The following is a 24010-nucleotide window of genomic DNA, read 5'->3' as shown; positions in this document are numbered from 1 at the left end:
CTTGACTTGTGATGATTTTGTGTCGGTTCACTGAGCATTTTATGCTCGCACCAAGAGAGGCACGGAACCATGGCAATGACACACACAGAAAAATTTCGCCATGAGTCAGTGAGGATTGCCTTGAGCAGCGGTTTGTCACGGACCCGCATGGCGGCAGATTTGGCCCGGGATGACCGCAGAACTTAAAGAGGCAGGGCTCAATTTTGGCGAACGTCGTGTCGGGTGGCTGATGAAGCTCAACGGCATCCGTCTCGTGCGTACCCGCCAGCATAAAGTTACGACCGACAGCCGAGATACTCTAGGTTTCGCCTTAAATACTCTCGCCGCCGTCATCGATCTGTTCAGCCGACGCATTATAGGCTGGTCAGCAAGCGACCGGATGAAGAAAGATTTCGTCATCAGAGCGCTTGATATGACCGTGCGTCTGCGCATGCCTTCGCCTGGCTGTATTTTCCACTCTGATCGCGGGAGCCAATACTGCTCTCATGATTTCCAGCAGGAATTGACGAAATATAAAATGATCCCGTTCATGTCCGGCAAGAGAAACTCCTTTGATAATGCCGCCGTTGAGACCTTCTTCAAAAGCCTGAAAGCAGAACTGCTCTGGTGACAGACATGACCGACAAGGCGGCAGGCAACCAATGCCATCTTCCAATATATCAATGGATTTTATAATCCGCGACGACGCCATTCATATCTCGGCAGCATCAGCTCGCTTTCGCGTATTTTTAGTATCCGAAAGATCTGTCAATCTCTCCGATCATATTCAGTGCATTTTCATACTGCATAATATTTTTTATAATCATTTTTCCACCCGCTGCTGCACGAGACGAACTGGCGATATGGGGTGTGAGAACAATTGACGGATGATCCCAGAGTGGGTGACCCTCAGGGAGGGGTTCGGGATCGGTCACGTCAAGAACCGCCTGACTCAATTGGCCATTATCCAGTGCCCAGAGCAGATCATCCTGTACGAGATGCCCTCCCCTGCCACAATTGATAAGACAGGCCCCTTTTGGAAGCTTTTCAAACAGTTTCCGGCTTAAGATGCCTTTTGTGGCTTCAGTCAGGGGCATCAAGCATACAAGGATATCTGTGGCCGCCAGAAAAGCATCCAGTTCTTCAGGCCCTGCATAGCTTTTGATTCCGGGAATGTCATGTCGGCTTCTGCTCCAGCCATGACAGACGTATCCAAACTGCGACAGCTTTTTTAGAACAGGCGTACCAAGCGCTCCCATGCCCATCACCCCAACCCGAAACAGGCTTGAAGATACATTTGGCGCACCTTTCCAGACATGCGCCCCTTGCTGACGCGCGTATTGGAACATATTCCGATGATAAGAAAGAACAGCCCAGAGGACGTATTCTATCATTCCCTCCGTCAAGCCTGGCTCCATCATACGGACGACCCGGACATTTTCGGGGATTGAGGCAAGGTTCAGTTGATCCACACCTGCACCAACAGAAAAAAGCACTTCAAGATTAGGAAAGTTTTCTGCCAGATTTTCCGGTGGCTGCCACGCAGCGAGATAGCGAACCTTCTGCGGATTGCCGGTCTCAGGCCAGACATGAAACGCAAGCTCAGGCAGTTCGCTGGCGAACATTGGCTTCCACAGACGTGCACGCTCTTCAGTAGATTTTAGCACAAAAGACATTTCAATAATCCTTAACCGAGAGCCTGACTGGTCAGAGCAAAATATTGCGGAGCATTTTCAGAGATCACCACAGGCTCGGTCGACATTGTGTTGACGACATCCACGCGGATCAGCCCCATTTCATCCAGCCAGCCTGAGAGACCAGATGAAGTCGGCATATCAATTCTGATAAATTCTCCACCATACGTTCCGATCCAATGAGAAATGAGCGCCTTTGCCTGCTCTGTCGTTTCCGCTGCGACAGGACCAATCAGCCATCCCCATCCGAACCGACGGCAGAACGAGTATCCCCTGATCCCCTCTTCCGTATCGATCACCACGCCTTTGGCGTTCTGCACCAGCTCCTCAACAAGCGCAGATCGATCCATCCCCGTAGCGGCCCTATCGAACGCTATGAGATCCTGAAGATCATATTGAACAACCGGACGCAGCCGCTGGCCCGCATCCAGAGCAATGATGGGAGAAGACACACCATTACCCTGATGCTGCTCCACAATCCCCGTCGGAACAAAACCCAGTTTTTCATAGAGCGGCTGGCCAGCCGGCGTCGCATTAAGGGATATTGAGCAGCCCGGCAGAAGCCTGCGCACGGTGGTCAGCATGTTTGTGCCGATCCCGTGCCCTTGCCACGCACCGTTGACAATAATAAGCCCGACTGTGGCGTGACGTTCCCCAAACGACCACCACATAATGGTGCCAATGATTTCTCCACTTTCCAACATCGCCACTAACCCATGACCAAGACGCAGCATGAAATCCCAGTCTTCGAGACGGTGTGGCCACCCCAATACCTTTGACAGACCCGATGCAGCCCCCAGATCTTCCTCGGTCATACTCCGGAGGTTAATGGCCGTTTGTTCACGTACATTCGCGTTTTCTAGGCTCATAACGAACGCTCCGTGTTTCTGGTAAGACTTTCAATCAAAAATGCTGGCTTTAAAATGGGGGACTTTATAACAATATAACTAAAGTACTTCTCGATTCCGATATTTTGATCCAGAAGAGACTCGATTGTTCCCTGATAATGATCAATATTTCTTACCATAAATTTCAACAAATAATCATAGCCACCACTGATAAGATGCGCCTCCACCAGAGATTCCACTTTCTGCATTGCAGTCTCAAAGCGAAAAAAATCATCCCGTCTGTGATCTGACAGTGTGACCTCTGTAAAGACAGTCATAACGCTTGAGATTTTTTGCAGGGCAATCTGCGCCCCATATCCCACAATGTACCCGGCTGCTTCCAGCCGCTTGACACGAATGAGACATGGGCTGGCAGACAGCCCGACACGGTTTGCCAGTTCTACATTGGTCAGCCGACCATTCTTCTGCAGCTGAGCAAGGATTTTAAGATCAATACGATCAAGCTTGGGCGCGATTGCCATAAGTCAGGCCATTTCCTCTTCAACGGAGGTCATTGTGCAGTCGGCAGTCCAATGTGAAAGCTCTTCACTTCCAGGAATTCTTCGAGGCCCAGTGCGCCCCCTTCCCGGCCGAGCCCGGACTGCTTCACGCCCCCGAAGGGTGCTGACACAAGGGAGATGGAACCGGTGTTCAGTCCTACCATGCCAAAATCGAGAGCCTCGCCAACCCGCCAACCTCTCGCGATGTCACTCGTGAAGAAATAGCTCGCCAAACCGAAGGGGGTAGCATTGGCCTGCTGAACTGCATCCTGCTCGTTATCGAAACGAAAAATGGGCAGGACCGGACCAAACGTTTCTTCCTGTGCAATCCGCATCTCGGACGTCACATCCGCCAGTAGCACGGGAGATGCGAACCGACCGTTAATGTCCAGTGGTTTACCCACAATGCGAGCGCCCTTAGCCAAAGCGTCTTCTACATGTTCTTTCACCTTGGCGACAGCAGCTTCGTTAATCAGCGGCCCAATCTGCGTTTGCGGATCAAATCCATCGCCCGTCTTCAGAGTCATCACCTCTGCTGCGAGTTTCTCCAGAAATGCATCATGAATTCCGAATTGAACGTAAACACGGTTCGCGCAGACACAGGTCTGTCCGGCGTTCCGGAATTTGCTCAGCATTGTTCCGGACGCCGCAACAGAAAGATCGGCGTCATCAAAGACAATGAGAGGAGCGTTCCCGCCCAGTTCAAGGCTGAGCTTTTTGATCGTGTCCGCGGACTGACGCATCAGCAGCGCCCCAACTTTCGTAGAGCCCGTGAAAGACAGCTTGCGCACAACCGGACTTGAGGTGAGTTCCGGACCAATCTCCTGCGCATAGCCCGTCACAATAGACAGGAGCCCTTTTGGAAGACCTGCACGTTCTGCTAAAACGGCTAGAGCCAGAGCAGAATACGGTGTGAGTTCGGACGGTTTGATCACCATGCTGCACCCTGCGGCAAGAGCCGGGGCACATTTGCGGGTAATCATGGCAAGAGGGAAATTCCAAGGCGTAATGGCCGCCGTCACTCCCACTGGCTCTTTCAGGATGATGACCCGGCGCTCGGCGGTCGGCACCAGAGCACTGCCCTGTACGTGCTCAGCTTCAGCCGCGAACCATTTGAGGAAAGACGCAGCATAAGCAACCTCTCCTTTGGCTTCTGTTAGAGGCTTGCCTTGCTCAAGTGTCATGATCTTGGCCAGATCATCAGCATGGTCCAGCATCAGTTGGTACCATGCCATCAGCAGACCGGCACGCTCTGCGGCTGAGCTCCGACGCCATTTACCCTGCGCAATCCGCGCGCTTTCGATGGCAGCACGGGTTTCTTCAGCCGTGCAGGCCGGAATACTGCCGATGATCTCACCTGTTGAAGGGTTATCGACAGTCAGGGTCTTGCCGCTCGTGGATACTTTCCAGTCTCCTCCGAGAAAGGCAGTCTGACGGAAAAGATCTGGATCGTTCAGGAAAAATGTCATGTCAAAAACTCCGAACAGATTGGCGCAGGCAAATGACAAAGAACTCTGGGGCCTGCTGGAACAGAGCGAACAGGAGGAGGAACTCTGTCACAGAGGCCGCTCACACGATCAGGGCATCGCGCAAGGAAGCAGCATAGCTCTGGATCAAGAGAGAGTGAATTTAATAGGGTCGCAGGCATTGTTTCATCCGCGCGCCTTATTCGTGTACTCTCCAGCCACCCTGGCTCCATGAGAGGAACGGAATCATGCAGCAGCCGGGTGTAAGGATGATGCACGCCCTTCCCCAGTGCCATAGCTGGACCAACCTCCACGGCCTGTCCCGCATACAGCACGGCAATAAGATCACAGATGGACTGAAGAGCATGCAGATCATGGGTAATAAAGATGAACGAAAGCCCCAGATCACGCTGTAATTCTTTCATCAGATCTAGGATGGCAGCCGCTACAACCGTATCCAGGGCCGCTGTAATTTCGTCGCACAATACGATCTGCGGATCGGCTGCCAGTGCTCGTGCAAAGTTGATCCTCTGTTTCTGGCCGCCAGAAAGCTCCGAAGGCAGACGGGATGCGAGTGAGGGTGAAAGGCGAACCATATCCAGCAACTCATTCACACGCCGTGTGGCAGCAGCCCCTCGCAAACCTCCATAAAAACGAACGACCCGCGCAAGGGTTTGTCCTATGGGTTTCGAAGGGTTCAGCACGCTATCTGCGTTCTGAGCCACAAGCTGCAGATGGCGTCGCTGATCAGGCGTACGCTCTCTCACGTTCCCAGTCAGCGGTTCTCCATTCAGCAAAAGCTCTCCGGCTGCCCAGGGCTGAAGGCCGGAAATCGCGCGCGCCAAGGTGCTCTTTCCACAACCGGATTCCCCAATCACGCCCAGCATACGTCCTTTCGGAACACTGAAGCTGACATGATTGACTACCACTTTCTCTGGCAGTCCAGCGGCGGTGCGTTGCCCGTACCCCACCACCAGATTACGCACGTCCAGCAGGCTACGTTGCTCAGGCTGTCTGGCAAGGTCCGCTTGTCGTGAACGGGGTTCCGCAGCGGCAAGAAGGGCCTGACTATAAGGATCCTCGGGCTTAAACAGGATCTTCGAGACCGTTCCGGCTTCCCGGATGGCTCCATCTTTGAGGACGACGGCATGATCGGCAATCTGTGCCACAACCGACAGATCATGCGTCACATACACGCCCGTTATGCCGCGCTCTGCGAAAACGGCCTTGAAGGCAGAAAGCACTTCAATCTGGGTCGTGACATCCAGAGCTGTCGTCGGCTCATCGAAAACGACGACTTCTGGGTCTGTCATCAGAGCCATGGCGGCCATTAACCGCTGCAACTGGCCACCCGACAGCTCTCCCGGGTACCTTTCACCGATTGTTTCGGGGTCAGGAAGCGCTAGCGCCCGGAACAGGGAAACTGCCCTGGCTTCCAGATCCCGCCTGGGCAAAGTGCGATGAACCAAAGCTGGCTCTACGACCTGCCGCATGATGGACAATGCCGGATTGAAGGCACTTCCGGCATTCTGCGCGACATAGCTGATCACTCGCCCCCGAATGGAGCGGCATTCATGCGAGGTCAAAGCCGTCACGTCATATCCCGCAACCCGGATCGTCCCGCCGGCAATTCGGCATCCTTTCCGGATGTGGCCTAGCAGTGAAAGTGCCACCGTGGTCTTGCCGGAGCCGGATTCTCCAATCAGCGCCAACATTTCTCCGCGCTGGACCGAAAAACTGACATTACAGACGATCGGAAGTTCCGTGCCCTTTCCTCGACGTCCCACGATCTCAAGATTGTCGACCTGAATGGTGGCAGCCATGTTCAGCGCCTTCCACTGCTGGAATCTAGCGCAAGATTAATGCCTACCGTCAGTATTCCTATCACGACGACCGGTACGATCATTGCAGGCGAACCATATGCCATACCCAGCATGTTCTCCCGAACCATGGAACCCAGATCAACTTTCGGCGGCTGAACACCAATCCCGAGAAAACTAAGATTACTGAGCAGCAGCACCGAGTAGATAAATCTCAGCCCTACGTCTGTAATCATCGGGCCTGCCATGTTGGGAAGAATTTCCTGCAGGATTATATAAGGCGTGCTTTCGCCTCTGGCTCGCGCCACGGTCACGAAATCGAGCCGTGCGATCCTTTGAGCCAACGCACGGCTCGTGCGATATGCTCCGGGCGTATAAATAACTCCCATCGTTACAATCAGAGCCGTCGTCGATGTTCCAAATACGGCAATGACCAACAGAGCGAAGAGTAGACTGGGAATGGACAAAAACCCGTCTGCCAGCCTTCCTGTCAGAGCCTCCACCCACGGCCTGGCCGTAACCGCCGCAATCCCTAGGAATGTGCCGACAGAACATGACACTAGCGTCGATGCGAAGCACAGGAGCACTGTGTGTCGAATACCGTTCAGCAACCTCGCCAGTGTGTCTCGTCCAAGATAGTCTGTTCCCAAAAGATGAGCGACTGAAGGAGCCGAAAAGACAGACTGGCTACCAATCGCGCCCGGATCGTGAGACGAGCACAGCGGCCCGAAAAGCGCTAGAAGAAGCCAGAACACAATCAATAGAAGCGCCCTGTCATGCCTGCTGCGGAACTTCTCGATCATGGCGATCATGCTTTTCTCCCTCTCGGCAGAGACAGGATCGTAACTATGTCGGCAAACGTTGTGAGAAAGAGATAGGTCACACAGAAAACAAGCGCACAGGCCTGTACCGTCGGAACATCGCGTGAACTGACAGCATCCACCATCAGGCCAGAAATTCCAGGGTATGTGAACACAACTTCAATCACGACAACCCCACCAAGCAGGGAAGAAAGACTCAGAGCTACAGCATTGACGATCGGTCCGATCGCATTGGGAATGGCGTGCACAAGGATCAGTCGTATCGGGCCGACACCTTTGAGAAGAGCCATTTCGACATAGGGCGCGGACAACGCATCAGCCATCGCAGCACGCGTCATACGAACCATCTGCGCGAGAGTTACGAGCGCAAGGCTGGCGACAGGCATAAAAAAGGCAGAGAGAAATTGCCTGAGCGAATGGACACTTCCGACGTCTGCCAGTGCAGGCAAAAGGTGTAACCGCACAGCAAAAACATACACCGCCATCGTAGCGATCACGAACTCAGGGACGGACACCATCCCCAGCGTCATAATCGATACGACACGATCATAGACCGTGTCTTTCCAGATGGCCGACGTGATGCCCAAAAAGAGCGAGAGAGGGACGGAAACCGCCGCAGAAGCGCCCGCAAGGAGTAGCGAGTTGTGCAGACGCGGGCCAATAGCATCCGCAACGGACAGACCATTCAGGAGGGAGTGTCCAAAATCACCGTGCAGAACACCCCAAAGCCAGAACCAGAAACGAAAAAATACAGGTCGGTCTAGACCCAGATCATGCCGCATGACCGCTACCGCCTGCGGCGTCGCACCCTGACCCAAAACCGCATCTGTCGCATCGCCAGGAAGGACATTTGTGATGGCAAAAACAGTCACGATCACAAAGACAAGCGACATTGCTGCGGCAAAAAAACGCCAACCAATCGACTTCAGGGTTTGGCTGTTCAAACCTTCCTCCCCCGATTTTCATTGAGCCAGACCGAACGCGCAAAATCATAGCCCATCAACTGACCAGCCTGACTGGGGCGAAGCCCACAGACATGCGGGGCATAAGCATCAAGACTATTCGTGAAGTTCGGGATACATACCCCTGAGCCAGACGACACAAGCTCCTGCATGTCCCAGTAAAGCTGGCGCTTTCTGCTATCATCCCGAGTCGATTTGGCATCCCGCAGGAGGCCGTCGAAATGTGGATTACGCCAGCGGGATTCATTCCACGGAGATGTACTTGCAAAACCAAGCTCAAATGTCAGGCTGGGCGCTGGCCTCGGGTTGATATTGCCAAAGCCCAAAGGGGCCTTCATCCAGTACTGCGTCCAATAGCCATCTGCGGGAACACGATGCACCGCCATTTTCTGCCCGATTTGGGATGCTGCATATTGCAGGACAACAGCAATATCGACGGATGCTAAAGCGGCAGGAGAACAGACCAGCGGAATTGTTTCGCCCAGAAACCCACTTCGCTTGAATAGAAACCGCGCTTTGTCCGGGTCGTAAGTGCGCTGGGGCAACTGATTATTGAAGTAAGGACTTTCCGGTGGAATGGGCTGGTCATTCCCAACCCGCGAAAAGCCGAGAAAGACAGATTGCCGGATCTGGTCCCGATTAAGAAGGAATTTGATGCCCTCGACAAATTCCGGTGAGCGTCCATACTTCTGATCCAGCCGAATAGATAAGTCCGTGTAGGTTCCGACCGGACTTTCCACAACGCCGAAACCACCTTGTTTCAGCATTTGAACAAGCCGTGGGTTGGCAGTTGCTATCAGGTCCACATCCCCAGACATCAGAGCGTTATGTCGTGCCATCTCATCGGGGATAGCAATCAGTTCAACACTCTCAAGATAGGGTCTATCACCCCAGAATTCCGGATTTCTTACAGCTACCGTCCTGATACCTGGTGTAAATTCCTGGCACCGAAAAGGACCTGTACCATTTGGCACTTTGAAATCTGTTGTACCCGCTTTCAAAATAGCAAAATTACTGATCCCCAGAATAGCTGGAAAATCCGAATTCGGGGCATCTAGAACGATTTCTACCAAACCCGGCGATACGGCGCGCACAGACTGCATGGTGCGAGCTAGGGCGTATTGTTGCGATCCCACCCCAGGGTCCTGATGTCTTCGTAGAGAAAAAACAACATCATCTGCTGTCAGGGCAGTTCCATCGTGAAACTGAACATTTCGGCGCAAACGAATTTTCCAGGTTAGAAAATCGTTGCTGTCCAGCGCCTCGGCGAGTGCAAAGCGAGAATTAAGCCTGTCATCCAGCGAAATCAGGCCATCGTAGAACAAATGACCTCGGATATAGTCCGTTGCCATGGATTGACGTGCCGGATCAAGAGTCTCTGAAGACGATCCGACTGCCCCAGCTACTTTCAAATGCCCCCCAGAAACAGGAGCTGCCTTCACAGAGTGAGACGTCATTCCAGCAACCAAAAGCCCTGTCGCTTTCAGAACAGATCGCCGATGAAGAACAGAGCCTACCTGCATCTTCATTCTTCAAAAAGCGAAGTGCGTAAGCAAAGAAGCATGCAAAACAACAGAGCCAAACATCTGATTGAAAGAAATCATTCAAGTCTCCGTTGCCATCATGCAAGCCTCCCAGAAGGCCGCTTTCATTTCGATATAAACACGGATTAGCTAATTATTTTACTCAAAATACTTCTCATTGCAGAGAAATCTGCTGAATGGTTTTGATCATGCAGCAGATTCAACGGCGCACTCAGGCAACCATAACGAGTTCACCGCAGTCCGCGGCATCCGCCAGTTCAGCAAGGGTATGATAATGATAATCAGGTGTCGTCAGTTCCCGCACCGCCACAGTACCTCCAAAACCGCCACCAACAGCCTTCCGCCGCTCAATCCAGCACACGGTATAACCTAGCTCCCGGGCAATTCCGATGTCATGGAACTGGCTCTGGGCAACATGCAGCACATCTTCCTTTGTGTAGCCATCTGGCGCAAGCTGTTCCAGCACATAGCTGAAATAGTGCGGGTCAGGCTTTTCACAGCCACTTTCGTCTACCGTAAACCCCTTGAAAAAAGGGTATTCGAGCGTCTTGTCCATACCATCAAATGCCCATCTCCGTGCATTCGTCATGGCGACGAGATGGAAATGTTTTTGCAATCTTTTCAGAGCTTCCACACTGTCGTTAAAGGCCGGCCATGACGTAGCACTTTTGACAAACGCCTTCTCTTCTCCCTGCCCCGTTGGAAGGGAGAATTTTTCCGCCAAGATCAGATAGATAGGTGCCAAATCTTCTGGAAACAGCAGTTTGTCTGGACGGTTCCGCAAAGCACGGTATTCCGTTAGAAATGCTTCAAAATCCAGTGTTGCACCCTTCTTTCCCAAAATTTGCAGGAGAGCATTTTTCATCCCATTTTCAAAATCGATCAGCGTTCCAACCACGTCGAATGTCAGAACTTTAGGTTTGCGTGTCATGATCTGAATTTTCCTGGAAAAGCTGATTAGAACCCGGTTGTGAAGGAAAGAACTCCAGCAAAGCCACCGCCGACAAAATAGGTCGGTGAACTTCCGGCTATGGTGGTTCCGTAAACACCCTTTGTAGATTTGGCGTTCGTACTGAGGCCACTTACCCCGGAAAGGAACCCGTTATTACCAATGTTCATAAGGTTAAGCTGAACTTGTGGATGCTTGAGATACATATAACTATGAAAGCGATATCCGAAATTAAGATTGAACGTCTCAAAGGATGGAATGCTTTCATCATCCATAAACGTTGAGTACTGTTTACTGACATAGTTCATGTTGAAGGCCCCGAAGAGGCTTCCATCGTCATAAGACAAACCAACCGCAACCGTGACCTTCGGGCTTTTAACAGCAATTTTTCCAGCAGACCGAACGTAATCATTACCAACTTGAAGGTTGTTGTCCGTCGTCGCATGCAAATACTGTGCTGAAACATACGGGCTGAAATGATGCCAGGGGCGTAGTCCCATCTCAATCTGTGCACCACGAGCTGTCTGGCCACCACCATTGATAGACTCTGTCACAGGCGTACCGCTGGCATACGTCGTCGTATTGATCTGCCGGTTCGTGAAATTATAGTTGAAGAGTGCTAGTGCAACACTGACGAGACCAGTATGACGATACCCGATTTCCTCTCCGATCGCATATTCAGATTTGGGGTTAACAGTGTGAGACCGCGTCTGTACCCCGGTAGAGACACTATAACGATCGACATATGACATGATGGAAGCTGGCAGACGAAAGGATGTTGTCCCGTTAATATAAATTTGGTCATGAGGCGTAATTTTGTAACTGATGGAGACCTGAGGCAGCGGCGCAGCATCACTCTGCCCATTCTGATAATTCGCCCCCGGTATATTCTGCGTTACCTTACGAGTCACCATCGTTTCTTTGAAACCGGCCGTCAGAGTCAGGCGATCATTCAGGGCCTTGTAAGTATCGTTGATGAACAGAGAGTTTGTCTGTTGGATCAGATGAATATTATACTGGGACAGAAGTGATCCATCCTGCGTTTTAACTGCCCATTGTCCATACATACTGGACACCTGCCCATACGGACCGAGCGCTTCGTACAGAGACGGCTCGGACTGATCAAAGTAGGAATACCAATATCCAACAGCTAGCGTGTTATTCCCCTTGGTCCAGGACAGAGTTGTATTGATTCCACTGTAATACAGATCATACTTATCGATCGAAACCGCCGAAAAAGAACTCCCGCTACTGGTTCCTGTGTTCTGCAGAGTTCCAGCAGGCTGATTGCCGTAATAGCTGCCATTTCTCGACAGTGTCGTACCGCCGTTATCGTATCCGGTAGCGTAGGTGAAATATGGCGTTGTATTGAAACTGAGCCCATGACCGAGATTCAGATTAACCGGCGCGCCTAGGATAAGCGTGCGGTGCACATTTTCCTGAAGCTTATAGTAATCTGAACTTCCTTTTTTATACTTGTCTGCGTAATTGTAGTTCACGCCCTGCTGACGCCACAGCGACTTTGTAGGCGCGCGCAGATAATACTGAAGAGGATCATTATAGGAAAGGACGAAGGATGCTTTGTTCCCCTCTCCCCACTCCTTCACGAATTTCCCATCCACATGATAACGCCGCGTCTGACCGACACCGCGCCATTCATCAGCCGTTCTAGCCGAAAAAGATAGAAATCCACGAATTCCTGTATGGCCGATATCTCCGGTATCCATACGAATGAATTCCCGTTTCAGGCTGAAAGAGCCGTAAGAGAAGTTGGCAAGGCCACCAAATTTGTGTGACGGGTCACGAAGGCTTTCCGTCAACTCTCCCCCCACCGCGTTGTATAGAGGCGACGTGATGTCAGGCGATCCCTGCGTCAGGGTAATGCTCTGGATGTTTTCGTTATCCGCTGTGGAAGACGTATATGGCAGGAGATAGACCGGAGCAGCAGTGGGAATACCTTCGTAAAGATATCCGATTTCCGTTTGATCCAAACCCCGAACACTCAGCCCTTGCTGATCATCATTCGTGCCCAGAGGGTCATTCCCAGAGTAAACAACCCCGGGAAGACTGGCGACCATAGACACAGGGTTTGCGGTCGGGCTCTGCTTTGCGATGAAGTCCCGTGTGATACCGCTACGCGACTTCGCCACGGTTTGCGGAGGCATCAGACCACCTCCCGGCGTTGTGTTCGTCACACCTGTAGCAGAGGCTACGCCCCTGTGTACTACAACGCTTTCTGTTGCGTGAGATTCAACATCATGATGCACAGGAGCCGCCGCGGGAGGCTTTGCCTCAAGGGGGCTTACACCATGATGTACGATTTTGCTGGAAGGACGGGCATGACGGTGATGAGCAACGCCTGCAGCGACTGCCCCTTGCATGGACAGCCAAGTTGAGAGCGTGAGGAGAACCAGGCGTCCCGGCCTCTTTGCCGCTTTTGAGAGAGCCTTGGAACCGAAACATTGAAGAACGAACATTTGCGCTGAATCTGACATGTCTGTTCCCATCGATAGGGGGCTCTCCTCGAATTCTCAGAGAGCCGTATTCGCGTTCTTTCTGTCAGACAATTCGTTGCATATTCGGTTCAGTTCATTCTCCCGTTTCCCTTCTTTGAGCAGCATATGATTCCGTTATTGGAATGGTTTCCCCATGTTAATCTTCAATGCCTATCAAGTGCCCGAAGTCAGTGCTTTTGCGATGGCACTCCCTACATCTGACGTCCCGGCAAGTCCTCCCATATCGGGCGTACGAGGAGCGCTCTGGGTGGAAAGAACGTCTGTCATGGCTTTCAAAATTAGAGCCGCAGCCTCGGCCTCTCCTAGATGATCCAACATCATGGAAGCTGCCCAGATCTGCCCTATCGGATTGGCAATATTCTGCCCGAAAATGTCCGGAGCAGACCCATGTACGGGCTCGAACATGGACGGATATTTTTTCTCAGGGTTGATATTGGCAGACGGAGCAACAGCAATTGTTCCTGTCATTCCGGGCCCCAAATCAGAAAGAATGTCACCAAACAGATTGCTTCCCACAACAACGTCAAATCGCTCTGGAGACATCACAAAACGCGCGGCAAGAATATCGATATGATATTGATCCATACGAACATCCAGATATTCTGCACCGATTGCGGCAAAGCGTTCATCCCAATACGGCATGGAATGATAAAGACCATTCGACTTGGTAGCAGATGTTACATGCGGACGCCCTAGCTTCCGGGATAGTTCAAAGGCATAGCGCAGGATCCGGTCTGTACCGAACTTTGTAAAGACAGCACTCTGAACAACACCTTCCGCCTCCGTTCCTTCTGCAAACCGGCCTCCGACCTGGGAGTATTCGCCCTCAACATTTTCCCGAACGATCCAAAAATCCACATCTCCCGGCTTCTTGTTGGCCAGAGGGCACGGAATCCCCGGCAAAAGCCGAACAGGACGCAGGTTTACATACTGATCAAACTCTCTGCGGATCTTGAGAAGAAGGCCCCATAAGGACAGGTGATCCGGAACACCGGGATATCCCACGGCGCCCAGCAGGATCGCGTCATTCTGCGCCAACCGGCACATGCCATCTTCAGGCATCATTTGCCCAGTCTTGAGCCAGGTTTCGCAGCTCCAGTCAAAGTGGGTATAATCAAACCTGATCCCACAAAGGTGCCCGACAGTGTCGAGCACTTTGATGGCTTCCGGCATAACCTCTTTGCCAATGCCATCTCCCGGCAGAACAGCAATCTTGTAAATTGGCATGATCAAACGTCCTGATTGATGCGCAGACACATGTGGGCGAGTGCTACCCAATAGGCTATGCCCTGCGGAATGATTGTGTCGTCAAAATCGTAGTCTGGGGCATGCAAAGGCGCTGAAGCACCATTTCCCAGCATGACAAGCGCGCCTGGTTTTTTTTCCAGCATGAAGCCAAAATCCTCAGAGGCCATGCTGGGTGTCATGTCAGGAATAACCGTGCCCTGCGCGCCAACAACCTGCGCCATAGCTGCACGCGCCAATGTCGTCTCGTTCGCAGTATTCATTGTCACAGGATATGGCTGGTGAAACTGTACTGTGATGGTCACGTCATGCGCGAGAGCCAGCCCTGCAGCCAGACGTGTCATCCCGTCTTTCAGGTCATTGAGCACCTGAACATCCAGAGCGCGGATCGTGCCGCGAAGCGTTGCGGTCTCAGGAAGAATATTGTCCGTTGTTCCCGCATGAAACGTACAGATGGAAAGAACCGCTGGCACCAAAGGGTCTGAACGGCGCGCCACCAATAATTGGGCCTCCTGAACGAATGCCGCGCCAACAGTCAGTGCATCCCGTCCCAATTGGGGCTGGGCCGCATGTGATCCCTTCCCTTTTATATCGACCAGAAACCGCCAACCACCGGCCATAATCGGCCCCGTACGGGTCGCCATGGAACCTGTTGGAAGGCCAGGCCAGTTATGCATTCCAAAAACACGCCCGGCGGGGAATTGCTCCAATAACCCCTCTTCCAGCATGATTTTGGCTCCTGCTCCCCCTTCTTCCCCGGGCTGAAAAACGAAATGCACTGTCCCGCATTCCGGCGGGTTAAGAGCCAACTCGGCAGCCGCCCCCAGAAGCATGGTCGTGTGCCCGTCATGCCCGCAAGCATGCATGCGACCCGGGTGGCGAGAGCTATGCGAATGATCTCCCTGCTCATTGATCGGCAGGGCATCCATATCTGCCCGCAAAATGATGGATGGACCAGGTTTCTTTCCTTGAAGAGAGGCCACAACTCCAGTTTTTGCCAGTCCTCTAGATGGGCAGTACCCCAGAGACGTGAGAACGTTCGCCACGATATCGGATGTTCTAAACTCCTCGAACCTCAGCTCAGGATGAGCATGAAGATCTTTTCGCAGCGCAATGAGGTCAGCAAGATCCATGGCGTCAGCCCTCAAACGCCATGAGAACACTTTTATAGCGTAAATTGGCTTCAACAGCCTGACGCCCCAGATCCTTGCCAATCCCTGAACCACCATACCCGCCAGTAGGGATCACAAAGTCTGATGAGCGGCCGTACCGATTAACCCAGACGGTGCCAGCTTTCAGGTTCCGCACAGCCCGCATGGTACGCCCGAGATCCGACGTATGAACCCCGGCAGCTAGACCGTAAGTCGCATGAGACGCCAGAGAGAGTGCCTCAGCCTCGTCATCAAATGTCTGAACCGTCAGCACCGGGCCAAAGAGCTCGTCTTTTACGGCCCGCGTCTGCGGCGTGACATTGGTAAGAATGCACGGTGAGAGAAATGCACCTCCTGAACTACTCAGACGACTGAGAGGAAGAAACGCTGAGGCTCCCGCCTGCACACTATCCTGAACCGCAAGCTCAATGGATGTCGCCTGTCGCTCTGAGATAATCGGGGAGTACCGTGTTTCGGCCTTTTCAAGCGCACCAGCAACGAGGCCCTGCGCGCGCTCAACGATCTTCTCCACAAGGAGATCATGAACCGCCCTCTGAACAATAAGACGCGATCCAGAAACACAGACCTGTCCCGCATTTCCCGTGAAAGCTCTCAGGATACGATCAGCAACACCATCTACATTACGGATATCATCAAAAACGATCTGCGGACTTTTCCCGCCTAACTCAAGCGTGACAGGCTTGGGACCGCTCTCCGCTGCTGCCTTCATGATTTCAATGCCAGTTCTTGTAGAACCAGTGAATGTCAGCTTTCCACAGACCGGATGTCGTGCCAGAGCATCGCCCGTGATGGGACCCGTTCCCTGCACAACGTTGAACAAGCCTGCCGGAACACCCGCTTCGACAGCAAGTTCCGCCAGACGAACAATCGAAAAAGGCGTCATTTCTGACGGCTTAAGAACGACACCATTTCCAGCCACCAGCGCCGGAATCACTTTCCAGCTCCCCATGACCAGAGGGAAATTCCAAGGAGCAATGGCCCCAATGACGCCATATGGTTCAGCTAGAACAAAGCCTAACATGTCATTCTGGGTCGCAGCGACCTCCCCGCCCAACTTATCGGAATATTCGGCAAAAAAGCGGATGCCCTCTGCCGTAAAAGGCACGTCCCAGCCCGTTGTCTCTGCAATAGGGCGCGTCGAACAGACTGTCTCCAGACGCGCCAGTTCCACAGCATTGCCTTCTACAAGATCGGCCCAGCGCCTCAGCACACGCCCCCGCTCCCGCGGGGCACAGGTCGCCCAACCAGAACGCACTTGTACATCTCTCGCCAGGCAGACCGCATAATCCACCAGATCCGCACCGGCTTCCGGCAGATGACAGAGCAACCGACCATTCGAAGGCGCGCGAACAGGAATAACGCCCTCACCTTTCAGAAGCTTTCCACCCACAAAATGCGCGTTTGGTAGCGCCACCTGGGCAGGGTTAAAGGTAATGCCTGTCATCATTCATGCCTGCGAAAGACCATTGCGAGAGAGATACAATGTGCGCAGCAGGACATGTGGAGCAAACGGCAAAATACTTCCTCAGCACATTTGAATATCCCTGCTATTACGACCGCACCAACAGCATTTTATGCTCCGGATCTTGGCTTTTCTTGCATTACATATCGCAGGCTTTGCGCGATGATCACCTACAGGATCAGGACAGGAATCATCATGGATACGCCACGTCTCGTCTCGCTTGACCGCGAACACCTCATCCATCCCGTCTCGTCATGGCAGGGGCACGAAGCCAGTGGAGCGACCATTCTCGAAACTGGCAAGGGGGTCTGGCTGACGGACAGCAAAGGCCACCATCTTCTGGATGGTTTTTCTGGGCTTTGGTGCGTCAATACCGGTTACGGCTGCGAGAGCGTTATCGAGGCAGGTCGTCGCCAGCTTGAAAAGCTTCCCTATGCCACTGGATATTTCGGCTTTTCAAATGAGCCCGCTATCGAACTGGCAGCACGATTGACACAACATGCTCCAGGGCATCTCAATCACATCTATTTTGCTCTTGGTGGCTCTGATGCGGTGGACAGCACGCTTCGCTTCATTCGTTACTACCAGCATGCACGGGGTACGCCCGAAAAGCGCCATGTCATCGGGCTACAGAAGGGCTATCATGGTTCATCTTTCGTCGGCGCAGGCCTGACTGCGCTTCCGGCCTTCCATCGTGATGCAGATGTCCCACTCCCGTGGCAGCATCATATTCCAAGCCCCGATCCCTACCGCCATCCTGCAGGACCGGACGCTGAAGCCATCATTCAGGCTTCGGTACAGGCGCTCCATAATGAAATCGTAAAAATTGGCGGTCCACAGCATGTTGCAGCCTTCTATTGCGAACTTGTTCAGGGGTCCGGCGGCGTCATTATCCCGCCAAAGGGCTGGGCAACGGCAATGCAGGCAGCCTGCCGCGAGTTGGATATTCTGTTCGTCGTTGATGAAGTCATCACAGGTTTCGGGCGAACCGGCCCTCTCTTTGCCTGTGCTCATGAGAACATTGAACCGGACATGATGACCGTTGCAAAGGGTCTGACGGCTGGCTACGCCCCAATGGGTGGCGTCTTCATGTCTGATACAATCTACGAGACGATCCGTGACAAGACCCCGTCAGGTGTCTCCGTCGGACATGGGCAGACCTATAGCGCCCATCCCGTCAGTGCGGCCATCGGCCTCGCAGTACTGGATCTCTATGAAGGCGGCCTGCTTGAAAATGGAACCCGTGTTGGCGAGCATCTTGCTTTGCGTTTGCGCGGTCTAGACAATCATCCACTCGTCGGCACAACCCGATCTGTTGGGATGCTTGCCGGCATTGAACTTGTGACCGACAAGGCAAATAAAACCAAACCGGATGCCCAGCTTGGAGTTTCCAGAAAACTCAGCCGCTATGGCTATGAGCAAGGTATTCTTTTCCGGGCCTTTGGCGACGATGTCATCGGACTTGCCCCCCCACTGTGCAGCACGATCGCCGAAATGGATCAGCTTTGTGACGGTATTGTCTCGGTACTGGACCGCGTAATGGAAGATCCAGCCGTAGCCAGCGCTCTCAAAGCCTGACCACGCCAGAGGAGGAAACAGAAGGTTGCCCCATCATGACACCTGAAGTTTCCTCCTCTGGACCGACCACCCTGGATGATCTGCCTGCTAACGGCTTTCATTCAAAACTGGCCCTGATTTCTGCCGGGGGACCGTTTTGTGACGGCTACATCCTCGGGATCATCGGCATTGCTCTCCCATCCATCGTGCGCGAACTTCATCTCACAGGCGCGGAGACAGGCCTCGTCGGAGCGGCTGCCCTTCTTGGCGTTCTGGCAGGCGGAATGCTGGGGGGCACAGTTTCGGATCACCTTGGGCGACGGCCTCTTTTTACCTTAAACATCGCAGCGTTCGTAGTCTTCTCCCTCTTGCAGGGAGCGTGCTCCGGTCTTGTATTACTGGTAACCCTTCGCTTCCTGCTCGGTGTAGCAGTTGGTGCAGATTATCCAATTGCGACGTCTTACGTCGCAGAATTCATGCCACGTAAACTCCGCGGTCCAGTTCTTTCCGGGTTAATTCTCGCCTGGTGGGTAGGATATACCGCAAGCTACGCCGTGGGCTATGGCCTTTCCTTCTTCCCGGATATCTCGTGGCGGATCATGCTGGTCTCCAGCGCCATTCCGTCAATTGTGCTCTTCTGCCTGCGTATGGGATTACCTGAGTCTCCCCGCTGGCTGGTTCAGCAGGGACGGACCGAAGACGCAAGAAACGTTATACGCGAGCACCTGAAGGCAGATATTCTCCCCAGCGTAGAATATCAGAGGCATCTCTCCCTGCTTCAGATCATTCGATCTCCCTATCGTGGGGCACTCGTGTTTGTCAGCGCGTTCTGGATCCTGCAAAGCGCTCCGGGATTTGCCATCCACACTCTTCAGGCTCAGCTCCTGCATCAGTATCACGTCCAGAACGCGCTTCTCGGATCTCTCTGCATTACCGGACTGACCATCCTGGGAATTCTTCCCGTTACGCTTGGGCTGATCAATCTGATGGGGCGGCGCCTGTTACTGATCGGCACTTTTGCAATCAGCATGCTGGGCCTTTTGCTCCTCGGAGTTTCAACCACCCCTGCCAGCTGGATGATCTTTTCCGGGTTTATTCTGTATTCGGTATCCGAGGCAGCAGGAAGCGGCCTGCAGTTTGTCTATCCTAACGAGCTGTTTCCAACAGCAATCCGTGCCAGTGCGGTCGGTATGGCCTGCTCCTTCAGCAGACTGGGTGCAGCACTCGGAACGTTTCTGCTTCCTCTGGGATATACGCAATTTGGGATGCAACCCATGATGCTCATAGCAGCCAGCTTCATGCTGGCAGGACTGCTTATCAGTTGGATCTGGGCTCCAGAAACAAAGAATGCGTCCTTGGGAGAACCTCTTTCCCAGACCCAATCATCCTCTTCTTCCATCTGCGCCTCCTAACGGAGATCATTCATGAAACTTGTTCCCTACTGGCTGGATAGCATTTCACCTGTATCAGGTACTGCTCTGTCGGAATTTCCTACCCGTGCAGATGTCGTGGTTGTAGGCGGCGGCTTTACTGGCCTCTCAGCCGCTCGAACCCTAGCCAAGGCCGGCAAGACTGTTGTCGTCCTCGAAGCAGACCAGATTGCATGTCATGCCTCTGGCCGAAATGGCGGACACGTCAACAACGGGACGGCTGGCAATTTTCGGGCCATGGTCGGAAAATATGGCCTCGAACAGGCCGTTGCACTGTACCGGTTCTTTGATGATGCTGTAGATACGGTCGAGCAGATCGTCACGACCGAAAACATCGACTGTGACTTCCGTCGATGCGGAAAGCTGAAAGTTGCCTGGACTGAAAAGCATCTCGCTGGTCTGCGGGCGGATCAGGACGCTGTAAAACAGCATGTTGACCCAGAAACTGATCTTCTCGACCGCGACGCCGTTGCAGCAGAAATCGGTGGATCGACAACATTCGAAGGCGGGATGCTGTATCGCAAAAGCGCACAGATGCATGTCGGAAAATTTGGGAGTGCGCTTGCAGCGAACGCCATGTCCGCAGGTGCGAAAATCTTCGAAAACACGCCTATGACAGCACTTCGCCGTGCGGGTAACGTGTTTGAAGTTTCCTCTTCCACAGGTGTTATTCAGGCACAAAATGTGCTGCTGGCAACCGGAACAAGCCGAAAAGCACCAAACTGGTTCCGCCGCCGCATCATGCCGGTTGGCAGCTTCATTGTTGCCACGGCGCCCATGTCGGAAGATTTGTTTTCCCGCATTCTTCCCGGGCGTCGCAATGTCGTCACGACCCGAAACATCCATAACTATTTTCGGACGACCGCAGACCGACGTCTAATCTTCGGCGGACGCGCCAATTTTTCGCAATCCAGCGAGAAGTCTGACATTCAGTCAGGGCAGATTCTTCATGCCGCGCTGACTGAAATCTATCCTGAACTTGAAAGCACGGAAATCGATTATTGCTGGGGCGGCAACGTCGACATGAGCGTGGACCGCCTGCCACATGCTGGTGAGTGGAAGGGCGTTACCTATGCGATGGGCCTGAGCGGACATGGCGTTCAAATGTCCGTCCATCTTGGCCACCTGTTAGGACAAAAGCTTTCCGGGGAACAGGTTGATATTCCTGGGTGGAACCGTCCATGGCAGCCTATCCCAGCTTACGGACTAGCAACGCATTTCATGCCCGTCGTGGGTGCCTATTATCGTGCTAAGGACAAATATCTTTAATGTTTTCAGATAAGCCAGCGGGAGAGTGATCCTCCTGCTGGCTTACTCTCGTTAAAGGCCGAAGACGCCGGGAAGCCCACTGATATCCTTGATTTCTTCATATTCATAAAAGGGATTAGCTGGTTCATGACCCCGGTTGACCCAGACTTTTGACCGGATCCCCAGATCATAAGCGGTCATGAGATCATAGCGGAAAGACGATGATACGTGCGTGATGTCTTCTGGCCCACAACCAAGAATATCAAGCATATATTCAAAACCGTTCATCTGCGGCTTGTAAGTGCCCGTTTCCTCAGCCGTGATGACCTTGTAAAACGGTGCACCCAGCTTTTCGACATTCGACATGATCTGACTGTTCATGGCGTTGGATAAAATGACCAAGGGGATTTCCTTGGCAACCTTGGCAAGACCCGCAGGCACATCGGGATGAGCCCCCCAGGTTGGAACCTCATTATAAATCTGCAAGGCATCTTCCTCACGGAATGGCACGCCATTCTTCTTGCACGTCCGTTCCAGAGCATTGTGCACAATCTCCGCATAGGGTTTCCATGCGCCCAGCACCTCGTCGAGCCGGTAAGCGGCAAAATTTTTAATGAAGAGCTGCATCGCTGGCTCACCCAGTACTTCACCGTAGATCCTACGGGCCGCACCGGCCATATCGAAAAATGTCAACGTGCCGTAGCAGTCAAAGGTAATGAACTTGGGACGGAAGGTCATATACGATTCCTTGTGAGGCCATTACTGTCTGGCATAATCGTTATGATGCCGCCTTCAGGCCGATAGTCGTTATCAGGTTTTTATTGTTTGACGCAGGAAATTTCATATTCAAACGAGGATGTAGCACGCTCTGCTGCCCAGGTTTAAAAATCAGGATCAGAACCGGCGCAGAACGCAGCACATTAGATCTGCAAATCCCCACTGTGTGAGATCTTCCATGAGCCTGCTTCTTCCTGTTCAGACGAGCCCGGACTTTACCCCACGTGAATCCGTATCGACTCCAGAACGTCTCATTTCAGGCTCTCCAGCTTTTAAGACATGGGCGCTAGATACGTCCCGCAACGGGAATGTTCGCACAGGTATATGGGAAGCCACTCCCGGCACAACTAAATCCATTAAGGGTGAAGCTTTCGAATTCTGTCATATCCTTGAAGGCCTTGTCAGAATCACGGAAAACGAAGGAGAGTCTTATCTCTTCAAAGCTGGAGATAGCTTCATTATGAAACCCGGCTTTGTTGGAACGTGGGAAACAATAGAAACAGTCAAAAAGATCTATGTCTTCGTGGAATGATCATAAGCCGTGTCCCTACTGAACCTGAGCTGAAGTTCGCAATACTCTGCCATTCAGGCAGGGTTTGCAGTGTCAAAACCTGTCTGAATACCCCTACACTCGTCCGCACCCAGCACGGAGACTTTCATGCCTGCCCCACTGCACCTGATTCAGACCAGTTCCAGCATTCCTGCAGAAGCAGATGTCGTTGTTATCGGTGCTGGAATTGTGGGTGTTTCAGCAGCTTACTGGCTGGCCAGGGCGGGAATGAAGGTCCTTCTCCTCGAGAAAGGCACGGTTGGAGCTGAGCAATCCAGCAGAAACTGGGGATGGTGTCGCCAGCAAAATCGCGATGCACGCGAGCTACCCCTCTCCACCCGAAGTCTTTCTCTTTGGGAAGACATGACAGCAGACATCGGTGAAAATCTTGGCTTCCGTCGCTGTGGATTACTGTATCTGACAAACAGTCAGGCTGAACTGGACGGATGGGCACGCTGGGGCGAATTTGCCAGAGGCGAAGGCGTGGACACCAGAATGCTGAACGCAACTGAAGCCGCACAGCGAGGGAACGCTACACATCGAAAATGGCTTGGGGGCGTATGGTCTCCGACTGATGGCATTGCTGACCCGTCACTCGCCGCGCCCATGATTGCCAAGGGAGTCCTCAAACACGGTGGTCACGTCGTTCAGAACTGCGCAGCTCGTGGCGTGGAGGTGTCAGGCGGAGCTATCTGCAGTGTTGTGACGGAACGTGGAACCATTCGCACATCACAGGTTGTCATGGCTGGAGGCGTTTGGGCTCGGTCTTTCCTGAATCAGGTTGGGGTTAACCTTCCGCAAGCATCTGTCCGATCGTCAATTCTTTCTGTCAAACCGGGTGCATTCGGCCTTCCAGACGCTCTGCATACTCATGATGCATCTGTCACAAGGCGCGGCGATGGCGGCTATACACTCGCCATTTCTGGAAATGGTCGCGTCGATCCCACGCCTGGGATACTGAAAAGTGCAACAGAATTTCTCCCAATGTTTGCCCGACGATGGCGCCATCTTGCGCCTGGCGATTTTCAGGGCTGGCGATATGGTTTTGATACCATCGCTAAATGGAAACTCGATCGGCCGACACAAATGGAAAGAACACGTATCTTGGATCCGAAGCCGGATGCTAGAACCATTCGTAAGACCCTTGAAAACGCCCAAGCACTTCTGCCTGCGCTAAAAGAGGTGTCTGTTCAGGCCAAATGGGCAGGATACATTGATAGTACACCGGATGGGGTTCCCGTTATTGACTCGGAGAGTGGTGTTCCAGGCCTCTTCATTGCGGCCGGTTTTTCGGGGCATGGCTTTGGCATCGGACCCGGTGCTGGACATCTTATCGCAGATCTATTGTTGGGGCGGGAACCAATTACCGAAGTTGAACAGTATAAGCTTGATCGCTTTAAAAAATCGGCTTGGGGTAAAGTATCGGAATTC

19 protein-coding genes and 1 pseudogene are annotated in these 24010 nt (G+C 52.8%); 6 read left to right on the top strand and 14 right to left on the bottom strand.

Going from position 1 to position 24010, the window contains the following annotated elements; translation table 11 throughout:
• Positions 1 to 163: 163 nt before the first annotated feature.
• Positions 164 to 790 (top strand): annotated as a pseudogene (locus GJA01_RS13905) (IS3 family transposase); the annotation flags it as partial.
• On the opposite strand, the gene GJA01_RS13900 reads toward GJA01_RS13905, so the two are convergent.
• From GJA01_RS13900 to GJA01_RS13840, 13 genes are all read right to left on the bottom strand, one after another.
• The gene (locus GJA01_RS13900) at positions 729 to 1655 is read right to left on the bottom strand and encodes a 2-hydroxyacid dehydrogenase (protein WP_062502649.1); all 927 of its coding nucleotides are present in this window, start codon (positions 1653 to 1655) and stop codon (positions 729 to 731) included. The pseudogene GJA01_RS13905 and the gene GJA01_RS13900 sit on opposite strands and share 62 nt — an antisense overlap.
• Before the next feature lie 11 nt (positions 1656 to 1666).
• Positions 1667 to 2542: a GNAT family N-acetyltransferase gene (locus tag GJA01_RS13895; RefSeq protein WP_062502650.1), complete on the bottom strand. Its 876-nt coding sequence runs from the start codon at positions 2540 to 2542 to the stop codon at positions 1667 to 1669.
• A complete protein-coding gene (locus GJA01_RS13890; RefSeq protein ID WP_023941688.1) occupies positions 2539 to 3042 on the bottom strand; it encodes an Lrp/AsnC family transcriptional regulator in 504 nt (167 codons plus the stop codon). The genes GJA01_RS13895 and GJA01_RS13890 overlap by 4 nt, the downstream gene beginning before the upstream one ends.
• 29 nt (positions 3043 to 3071) lie before the next feature.
• Positions 3072 to 4529, bottom strand: coding sequence for an NAD-dependent succinate-semialdehyde dehydrogenase (locus GJA01_RS13885; protein WP_062502651.1), 1458 nt, complete (start codon positions 4527 to 4529; stop codon positions 3072 to 3074).
• A complete protein-coding gene (locus tag GJA01_RS13880; protein ID WP_062502652.1) occupies positions 4526 to 6349 on the bottom strand; it encodes an ABC transporter ATP-binding protein in 1824 nt (607 codons plus the stop codon). The genes GJA01_RS13885 and GJA01_RS13880 overlap by 4 nt, the downstream gene beginning before the upstream one ends.
• Before the next feature lie 2 nt (positions 6350 to 6351).
• On the bottom strand, positions 6352 to 7158 hold the full coding sequence (locus tag GJA01_RS13875; protein ID WP_062502653.1) for an ABC transporter permease: 807 nt from the start codon (positions 7156 to 7158) through the stop codon (positions 6352 to 6354).
• Positions 7155 to 8111: an ABC transporter permease gene (locus GJA01_RS13870; protein WP_082785206.1), complete on the bottom strand. Its 957-nt coding sequence runs from the start codon at positions 8109 to 8111 to the stop codon at positions 7155 to 7157. Before GJA01_RS13870 ends, GJA01_RS13875 begins: the two co-directional genes overlap by 4 nt.
• Positions 8108 to 9586 carry an ABC transporter substrate-binding protein gene (locus GJA01_RS13865; protein ID WP_253783126.1) on the bottom strand — a complete coding sequence of 493 codons (1479 nt, stop codon included), beginning with the start codon at positions 9584 to 9586 and terminating at the stop codon, positions 8108 to 8110. Before GJA01_RS13865 ends, GJA01_RS13870 begins: the two co-directional genes overlap by 4 nt.
• A 298-nt stretch (positions 9587 to 9884) precedes the next feature.
• Positions 9885 to 10604 carry an HAD-IA family hydrolase gene (locus GJA01_RS13860; protein ID WP_062502655.1) on the bottom strand — a complete coding sequence of 240 codons (720 nt, stop codon included), beginning with the start codon at positions 10602 to 10604 and terminating at the stop codon, positions 9885 to 9887.
• A 26-nt stretch (positions 10605 to 10630) separates the two neighbouring features.
• Entirely contained in the window at positions 10631 to 13117 is a 2487-nt protein-coding gene (locus tag GJA01_RS13855) for a TonB-dependent receptor (RefSeq protein WP_253783129.1), read from the bottom strand.
• A 174-nt stretch (positions 13118 to 13291) separates the two neighbouring features.
• Positions 13292 to 14365, bottom strand: coding sequence for a tartrate dehydrogenase (locus GJA01_RS13850; protein WP_062502657.1), 1074 nt, complete (start codon positions 14363 to 14365; stop codon positions 13292 to 13294).
• 2 nt (positions 14366 to 14367) lie between these two features.
• Entirely contained in the window at positions 14368 to 15516 is a 1149-nt protein-coding gene (locus tag GJA01_RS13845; RefSeq protein ID WP_062502658.1) for an amidohydrolase, read from the bottom strand.
• Between the two features lie 4 nt (positions 15517 to 15520).
• Complete coding sequence (locus tag GJA01_RS13840) at positions 15521 to 17002, bottom strand: aldehyde dehydrogenase family protein (RefSeq protein ID WP_062502659.1); 1482 nt, start codon at positions 17000 to 17002, stop codon at positions 15521 to 15523.
• 210 nt (positions 17003 to 17212) lie between these two features.
• On the opposite strand from GJA01_RS13840, the gene GJA01_RS13835 reads away from it, so the two are divergent.
• From GJA01_RS13835 to GJA01_RS13825, 3 genes are read left to right on the top strand one after another with little or no spacing between them, the layout of a single operon-like run.
• Positions 17213 to 18595, top strand: coding sequence for an aminotransferase class III-fold pyridoxal phosphate-dependent enzyme (locus GJA01_RS13835; protein ID WP_062502660.1), 1383 nt, complete (start codon positions 17213 to 17215; stop codon positions 18593 to 18595).
• Between the two features lie 35 nt (positions 18596 to 18630).
• Positions 18631 to 19986 (top strand): MFS transporter, encoded by a 1356-nt coding sequence (locus GJA01_RS13830; RefSeq protein WP_062502661.1) that lies wholly within the window; start codon positions 18631 to 18633, stop codon positions 19984 to 19986.
• Positions 19987 to 19998: 12 nt separating this feature from the next.
• Positions 19999 to 21273, top strand: coding sequence for an NAD(P)/FAD-dependent oxidoreductase (locus GJA01_RS13825; RefSeq protein ID WP_062502662.1), 1275 nt, complete (start codon positions 19999 to 20001; stop codon positions 21271 to 21273).
• Positions 21274 to 21324: 51 nt separating this feature from the next.
• Here GJA01_RS13825 and GJA01_RS13820 read toward each other — a convergent pair whose 3' ends face one another.
• On the bottom strand, positions 21325 to 21990 hold the full coding sequence (locus GJA01_RS13820) for a haloacid dehalogenase type II (RefSeq protein WP_062502663.1): 666 nt from the start codon (positions 21988 to 21990) through the stop codon (positions 21325 to 21327).
• Positions 21991 to 22207: 217 nt separating this feature from the next.
• On the opposite strand from GJA01_RS13820, the gene GJA01_RS13815 reads away from it, so the two are divergent.
• Together GJA01_RS13815 and GJA01_RS13810 are read left to right on the top strand one after the other, a co-directional pair.
• Complete coding sequence (locus GJA01_RS13815; protein ID WP_062502666.1) at positions 22208 to 22561, top strand: cupin domain-containing protein; 354 nt, start codon at positions 22208 to 22210, stop codon at positions 22559 to 22561.
• A 126-nt stretch (positions 22562 to 22687) separates the two neighbouring features.
• Positions 22688 to 24010, top strand: a 1323-nt coding sequence (locus tag GJA01_RS13810; RefSeq protein ID WP_062502664.1) for an NAD(P)/FAD-dependent oxidoreductase, incomplete at its 3' end; no start/stop codon positions are given.

Origin of the sequence: Gluconobacter japonicus, assembly GCF_002723975.1 — a bacterium.
In the GTDB taxonomy this organism is placed as follows: Bacteria; Pseudomonadota; Alphaproteobacteria; order Acetobacterales; family Acetobacteraceae; genus Gluconobacter; species Gluconobacter japonicus.
The sequence above is the reverse complement of the archived record's forward strand: the minus strand, read 5'-3'. Positions and strand labels throughout refer to the sequence as shown.

What these genes read in the sequence shown, in the direction of transcription:
- GJA01_RS13900 (WP_062502649.1), bottom strand. Translation starts at nt 1,655, where the DNA reads ATGTCTTTTGTGCTAAAATCTACTGAAGAGCGTGCACGTCTGTGGAAG.
- GJA01_RS13895 (WP_062502650.1), bottom strand. Translation starts at nt 2,542, where the DNA reads ATGAGCCTAGAAAACGCGAATGTACGTGAACAAACGGCCATTAACCTC.
- GJA01_RS13890 (WP_023941688.1), bottom strand. Translation starts at nt 3,042, where the DNA reads ATGGCAATCGCGCCCAAGCTTGATCGTATTGATCTTAAAATCCTTGCT.
- GJA01_RS13885 (WP_062502651.1), bottom strand. Translation starts at nt 4,529, where the DNA reads ATGACATTTTTCCTGAACGATCCAGATCTTTTCCGTCAGACTGCCTTT.
- GJA01_RS13880 (WP_062502652.1), bottom strand. Translation starts at nt 6,349, where the DNA reads ATGGCTGCCACCATTCAGGTCGACAATCTTGAGATCGTGGGACGTCGA.
- GJA01_RS13875 (WP_062502653.1), bottom strand. Translation starts at nt 7,158, where the DNA reads ATGATCGCCATGATCGAGAAGTTCCGCAGCAGGCATGACAGGGCGCTT.
- GJA01_RS13865 (WP_253783126.1), bottom strand. Translation starts at nt 9,586, where the DNA reads ATGACGTCTCACTCTGTGAAGGCAGCTCCTGTTTCTGGGGGGCATTTG.
- GJA01_RS13860 (WP_062502655.1), bottom strand. Translation starts at nt 10,604, where the DNA reads ATGACACGCAAACCTAAAGTTCTGACATTCGACGTGGTTGGAACGCTG.
- GJA01_RS13855 (WP_253783129.1), bottom strand. Translation starts at nt 13,117, where the DNA reads ATGTCAGATTCAGCGCAAATGTTCGTTCTTCAATGTTTCGGTTCCAAG.
- GJA01_RS13850 (WP_062502657.1), bottom strand. Translation starts at nt 14,365, where the DNA reads ATGCCAATTTACAAGATTGCTGTTCTGCCGGGAGATGGCATTGGCAAA.
- GJA01_RS13845 (WP_062502658.1), bottom strand. Translation starts at nt 15,516, where the DNA reads ATGGATCTTGCTGACCTCATTGCGCTGCGAAAAGATCTTCATGCTCAT.
- GJA01_RS13840 (WP_062502659.1), bottom strand. Translation starts at nt 17,002, where the DNA reads ATGATGACAGGCATTACCTTTAACCCTGCCCAGGTGGCGCTACCAAAC.
- GJA01_RS13835 (WP_062502660.1), top strand. Translation starts at nt 17,213, where the DNA reads ATGGATACGCCACGTCTCGTCTCGCTTGACCGCGAACACCTCATCCAT.
- GJA01_RS13830 (WP_062502661.1), top strand. Translation starts at nt 18,631, where the DNA reads ATGACACCTGAAGTTTCCTCCTCTGGACCGACCACCCTGGATGATCTG.
- GJA01_RS13825 (WP_062502662.1), top strand. Translation starts at nt 19,999, where the DNA reads ATGAAACTTGTTCCCTACTGGCTGGATAGCATTTCACCTGTATCAGGT.
- GJA01_RS13820 (WP_062502663.1), bottom strand. Translation starts at nt 21,990, where the DNA reads ATGACCTTCCGTCCCAAGTTCATTACCTTTGACTGCTACGGCACGTTG.
- GJA01_RS13815 (WP_062502666.1), top strand. Translation starts at nt 22,208, where the DNA reads ATGAGCCTGCTTCTTCCTGTTCAGACGAGCCCGGACTTTACCCCACGT.